We start from the raw sequence: 5,256 nt of genomic DNA, 5'->3' as shown, positions 1-5,256 counted from the left end.
GGGTGGGCGTTTGGGGCCCGGTGGGTTTTGGGCCCCCCCGCCACCCACCTCCCCCCCAAAACCCGCCACGGAAACCACTCGGGCCCGTGCCGAAGCGGCACAAATCGCGACCGGAGCGTCCGGCGTCGGCGGCCGGAACGGCCGGAGACCGGCCGCCGTGGCTCACTCGTCGGCGGAGGCACCCCCCGTGTAGACGAACTCGATGTCCAGAGTGGGATCCACGGCATGGATAATGCCGGAGTAGAACACCTCAACCTGGTCGCGCAGCGCCTCGTCGTGCTTGTCCAGATATTTCTCCTTGACCTCGTCGCTGAGGATGCTGTTGATCATCTCGTCACGATCGATCTCCGGCGTGACAAAGCTGAGGATGCCGTCCTTCGACATCACGAAGTCGTACTTCACGTCATCGACCCCGATCCAGATGAATCCGGGAATCGACACCACCACGGTGTCGCCCTGCGGGTCGACCTTGACCTGCTCTCCATCGACTCCGATCTTCGCCGTGAACTCATACTGCAGGTAGGTCGCACGCGAGCTCCCGAAGATGTCAGAACCGAAGAACTTCAGCCCGTCCTCCTTGGACTTGATCCCCTGGATTCCGAGGCTGAGGAGAGCGACCTCCTGCTTCTGTTCAATCGCCGCGACGACCTGACTATCTCGCGTCTCCGACTTCGTACTAAAGATCGACTGCACCGAAAATGCGTTGAAAGCGCCGAAGGCAGCGGCCGCGATGACGAGCGCCACAACGATCACTCCGCTAAGAATCAGCGGCCACAAGAGCACCCGCTTCTTGAAGAATGCAATCACTGAGATCGACCTTTCCCTCTGTCGCTCTGAAACTCGCGAGTCCCGTCCGCCCCCGGCAGCGGGCACCGCGCACCGCCTGGCTCTGACAGTACTAGTGACCGGGCGTCTCGATGGTCACGGCATCCGTGGTGCCCGTCGCGATTTGTGCCGCATCCGCGAGCCGCCCATCCGCTCCGGTCGCGATTTATGCCGCCCGCGCCCGCCGCAAGCGGCACAAATCGCGACGGGAACCATGAAGACCCGCGCCGAAGCGGCACAAATCGCGACCGGAAGCGCGAGGGGGCCCGCGACGGGAAGCACGAGGGCCCTCGCCGGAACGCGGGACGCGTGGAGCTCGGAACGCGGAGCGCCCGGAACGCGGAGCGCGCGGAACGCGGAGCCCTCAGGCCTGCCGAACCTCGGCGTCCGGCATCCGCTCCGCCATGACACGCACGGCCTCGGGGTTGTTATCCACGAGCACGGCGTCGCGTCCGAGGGCTGCGGCGACCGCGCCAGTCGTGCCGGAGCCGGCGAACAGGTCGAGCACGCGGTCTCCAGGGCGGCTCGACGCCGCGACGATGCGCCGCAGGATGCCTTCGGGCTTCTGCGTGGGGTAGCCGGTCTTCTCGCGTCCGGTGGTCGGCACGATCGTGTGCCACCACACGTCGGTCGGGAGCTTGCCGCGCTCAGCCTTCTCCGCCGTGACGAGCCCCGGCGCCATGTACGGCTCTCGGTCCACCGCCTCGGAATCGAACACGTAGGTCCGCGGATTCTTCACGTAGACGAGGATCGTGTCGTGCTTGGTCGGCCAGCGCCGGCGCGACTTCGCGCCGTAGTCGTAGGCCCAGATCAGCTCGTTGAGGAACGAATCGCGTCCGAACACCGCATCGAGCATGACCTTCGCGTAGTGCGCCTCACGGTAGTCGAGATGCAGGTACAGGGTGCCGTCGTCGGCGAGCAGCCGCCAGGCCTGTTCGAGTCGCGGCATGAGGAACGCGCCGTAGTCGTCGAACCGGTCGTCGTAGGCGCGCAGCATCCCGCGCACCCGCTCGTACTCGTGCCCGTGGAAGCCATGACGGATCTCGGATGCTGTCGCGATCCCGGATCCCGGATCGATCCCGGACGCCGCCCCGTCCGGCTCGGTACCGCTCAGCGACGCCGGCCCCTCGTGCTCGGCCCCAGACGGTTCGGCATCCGCATCCGATCCCGCATCCGCCCCCTGCTGACCCCGGCGCGTCCGCCGGGCGGTGACGACCTGCCGTTCGCGGGCGCGCCCCGTGTTGAACGGCGGGTCCAGGTACACGAGCGTGAACGACCCTGCTTCGAGGCTCTCGGCGACCGCGAGGTTGTCGCCCTCGATGATCGTGACGGCCCCGCGCTCCGCCGCGAACGCCGCTGGCGCCACGGAACCCGTCGACGTCACGGAACCCGGTGCAGCCACGCGTCGGTGGCGAACTTCGACGCGACGAGAGCCTCGGCATCCGCGTATTCCTCGGCGGTGATCGATCCGTCCTCCGCCGAGGTCAGCGACCGGAAGGTGTCCTTGAACCGCTCGATGATCTCATCGCGCGCGAGGCCCGTCTGCGAGCGCAGCGGGTCGACGCGCTTCGCCGCCGACGCCGTGCCCTTGTCGCTGAGCTTCTCGCGCCCGATGCGCAGCACCTCGGCCATCGTCTGCCCGTCGATGTCGTACGAGAGGGTCGCGTGGTGCAGCACGCCGCCGTTGGCGAGCCGCTTCTGCGCGGCCCCGCCGATCTTGCCGCTCGGCGAGGCGATGTCGTTGAGCGGCTGGTACACCGCGTCGATCCCCAGCGAGCGCAGCGCCTGCAACACCCAGTCGTCGAGGAAGGCGTAGGAGTCGGCGAACGTCATCCCCGCAACGAGGGATGCCGGCACGTACAGCGAGTACGTGATGATCTGCCCCGCGGCCATGAGCATCGCCCCGCCGCCGGAGATGCGACGGACGACCTCGAAGCCGTGCCGGGCGGCGCCATCGGGGTCGACCTCGTTGCGGTACGACTGGAACGATCCGATCACGACGGCCGACTCGTCCCACTCCCAGATGCGCAGCGTCGGGCGGCGGCGCCCCTCGCCGACCCGCGAGGTCAGCACCTCGTCGAGGGCGAGGTTCATGCGCGGCGAGACCGCCTTCTCGTGCACGATCTCCCAGTCGAAGTCGCGCCACCCCGGGGCGGTGACGAGCGCCCGGCGCACGGCCGTTCCCACCGCCTCGGGGGTGAATCCGAGCAGCTGCGCACCCTCGGGGAGCGCTCCGCGCACCGCGGCGGCGATAGCCGTGGCATCGGCCTGCACCGGCAGCCCGTTCACGGCGGCGTTGATGTCGTCGAGCGCCGTGTCCGGCTCGAGGAAGAAGTCGCCCGCCAGGCGCAAATCCGCGAAGCGACCGTCGATCACCTCGAGGTCGACGACGACGAGCTTTCCACCAGGGACCTTGTATTCACCGTGCACGGTTACAGCTTAAGCCGCGGCCCCAGCCCGAGAACTCAGCCGCCGAGGACCACGGCCCGCTCCCCCGCCCTGATCGAGGCGGTGTAGCGGTTGCCGGCCGGCGGCAGCGGGCACACGAACTGGTCCGAGAACGCGCACGGCGGCAGGTAGGCGCGATTGAAGTCGATGAAGGCGGTGCCGTCGGCTGCGGGCTCGTCGATCGGCAGGAAGCGGAAGCGGTAGGTCTCGATGCCGTTCGTCGCATCGGCGAAGACGGCGGTGAGACCGCCTTGAGGATTCCTGGTCACGGTGAGGGTCGACTCGGTGCCGTCGAGCGTGAACCTCAGCCGACCGGCCACCAGCGACTCCTGCTCATGGCCGTCGACGGCGGTGAGGACGATGCGCTCGTCGGGAGTCGGCTCGAAGACCGCGGGGATCCGCCAGACCTCGCGCGGGGGGTACGCGTCGATCCCGCTGAACCGCTCGCGCTGCGGGCGCCGCGGGTTGAACACGCGCAGCGCCACGACGCCGTCACGGCCGAACACCCGCAGCTCACGGTGTCCGAGCCGGATCGTGTCGCTTCCGCGCAGAACCACCACCGACCCTGCGGTGCCGAGCTCGCTGCCGCGGATCCCTCCGTCGCCGGTGAGCGCCCACAGTCCCGGCACGCCCTCGACAGCCGCCGGCTCCGTGATCAGCCAGTTCGTGGATTCCAGTGCGGCCGGCCCGTATTCGGCCCCCGCGTAGCGCTCCCGGGCCTGGTGCCACGCTCGCCATTCGTTCTCGAAGCTCATCAGCTGGCCCTCCTCTCGTCGCGAATCTATGACGCGAGAGGCGGTGCAGACGCGGACTGCGTCACACAGCATCACCAGGTGTAATGCCAGGACTCCGAACGAAATGTTTCAGCGCCGGGGAATGCGCGCGTCGAGCCAGGCGAGCAGGTCGGCGCGCACCTCGTCCTGCTGCAGCTCGTTGAAGATCTCGTGACGGGCATCCGGGTAGACGAGAGTCGTCACATCGGTGAGGCCCGACCGCGTCCGGTACGCATCGGCGAGCTTGTGCACGCTGACGGGGCCGCCGACGGGGTCGTCGCGTCCGACCATGAGGAGCATCGGAACGTCCCTGCCGAGATCCTTGCGAGGACGCCCGTAGAGTCTGGCGGCCTCGATCGGGCCGAACAGCTTCAGCAGCGGCTCCTCGGTGGTCAGCGGGTCGTCGTGGAACTCCGCCCAGACGGCCTCGTCACGCGAGAGCCATTCGAGTCCGGTGGCCGAAGGCCCCGCCCAGCGCTTGTTCAGCGGCGCCGCGTTCAACATCAGAGGCGTACGCAGCGCCGACCCCGAGAGCACGACGGCGTCGTACGCCTCGGCGTGCTCGTTCACCAGCATCTGCGCGAGGAACGAACCCCAGGAGTGCCCGAGCAGCACGAGCGGCAGGTCGGGGTGGTCGAAGCGGATGATCCCGGTGAGCTGCCAGAGCGCGTCCTTGGCTGCGCGCACTCCGCCCTTCCCGAGGCGCCCGAGCCTTTCGGGTCCCCCATGCTGACGGATGCCGGTGCGCCCGTGTCCGCGGTGGTCGTCGGCGTAGACGATGAAGCCGGCCCCGGTGAGAGCGGCGATCAGCGCGCCATAGCGGCCTGCGTGCTCGCCCACCCCGTGCAGCAGCTGCACGACGCCCCGCGCAGCGCCCACCGCATCGTGGATGTCGTAGACGATGGCGATGCCGTCAGCATCCGTGTACTCCCGCGTTTCGGTCACGCCCCCACCCTACTCACGCCGCGCGCCAGTGGGGGCGCGAGCCGAGCGCGAGACGCGTGGTACGGTGTCCCCGTGAAAAACGAGACTAAGTGGATAGTGCCTTCACGGTCAGCAGCACTCACGGCAAGTGCGGTCACTCTAGTGTCGCGTGGCGTTAGTTCCTAAATGGTTTATGGTTTGGGAGAATTGGTTATGGCGAATTCTCCTGCTCCTGCGTTGGCGCTTTGGGATGGTGATCGAGACAAGCTGTTGTCGTGGACGCGGT

The 5,256-nt window shown here is 68.1% G+C and carries 5 protein-coding genes; all 5 read right to left on the bottom strand.

Annotated elements, in window-relative coordinates:
• Positions 1–162: 162 nt before the first annotated feature.
• Positions 163–807 (bottom strand): hypothetical protein, encoded by a 645-nt coding sequence (locus tag QM568_RS00685; RefSeq protein WP_415134776.1) that lies wholly within the window; start codon positions 805–807, stop codon positions 163–165.
• A 382-nt stretch (positions 808–1,189) separates the two neighbouring features.
• Positions 1,190–2,227, bottom strand: a complete 1,038-nt coding sequence (locus tag QM568_RS00680) for a DNA-methyltransferase (RefSeq protein WP_415134774.1) — start codon at positions 2,225–2,227, stop codon at positions 1,190–1,192.
• Complete coding sequence (locus QM568_RS00675) at positions 2,206–3,255, bottom strand: biotin/lipoate A/B protein ligase family protein (RefSeq protein ID WP_415134772.1); 1,050 nt, start codon at positions 3,253–3,255, stop codon at positions 2,206–2,208. Before QM568_RS00675 ends, QM568_RS00680 begins: the two co-directional genes overlap by 22 nt.
• 35 nt (positions 3,256–3,290) lie before the next feature.
• Positions 3,291–4,028 (bottom strand): DUF1684 domain-containing protein, encoded by a 738-nt coding sequence (locus QM568_RS00670; protein ID WP_415134770.1) that lies wholly within the window; start codon positions 4,026–4,028, stop codon positions 3,291–3,293.
• 108 nt (positions 4,029–4,136) lie between these two features.
• A complete protein-coding gene (locus QM568_RS00665; protein WP_415134768.1) occupies positions 4,137–4,991 on the bottom strand; it encodes an alpha/beta fold hydrolase in 855 nt (284 codons plus the stop codon).
• Between the last annotated feature and the right edge of the window lie 265 nt (positions 4,992–5,256).

The sequence above is a fragment of the Microbacterium sp. genome (assembly GCF_047607465.1).
Classification (GTDB): Bacteria; Actinomycetota; Actinomycetes; order Actinomycetales; family Microbacteriaceae; genus Microbacterium.
The sequence above is the reverse complement of the archived record's forward strand: the minus strand, read 5'-3'. Positions and strand labels throughout refer to the sequence as shown.

Excerpts from the sequence above, each read along its gene's own strand:
- QM568_RS00670 (WP_415134770.1), bottom strand. The coding sequence starts at position 4,028 with ATGAGCTTCGAGAACGAATGGCGAGCGTGGCACCAGGCCCGGGAGCGC.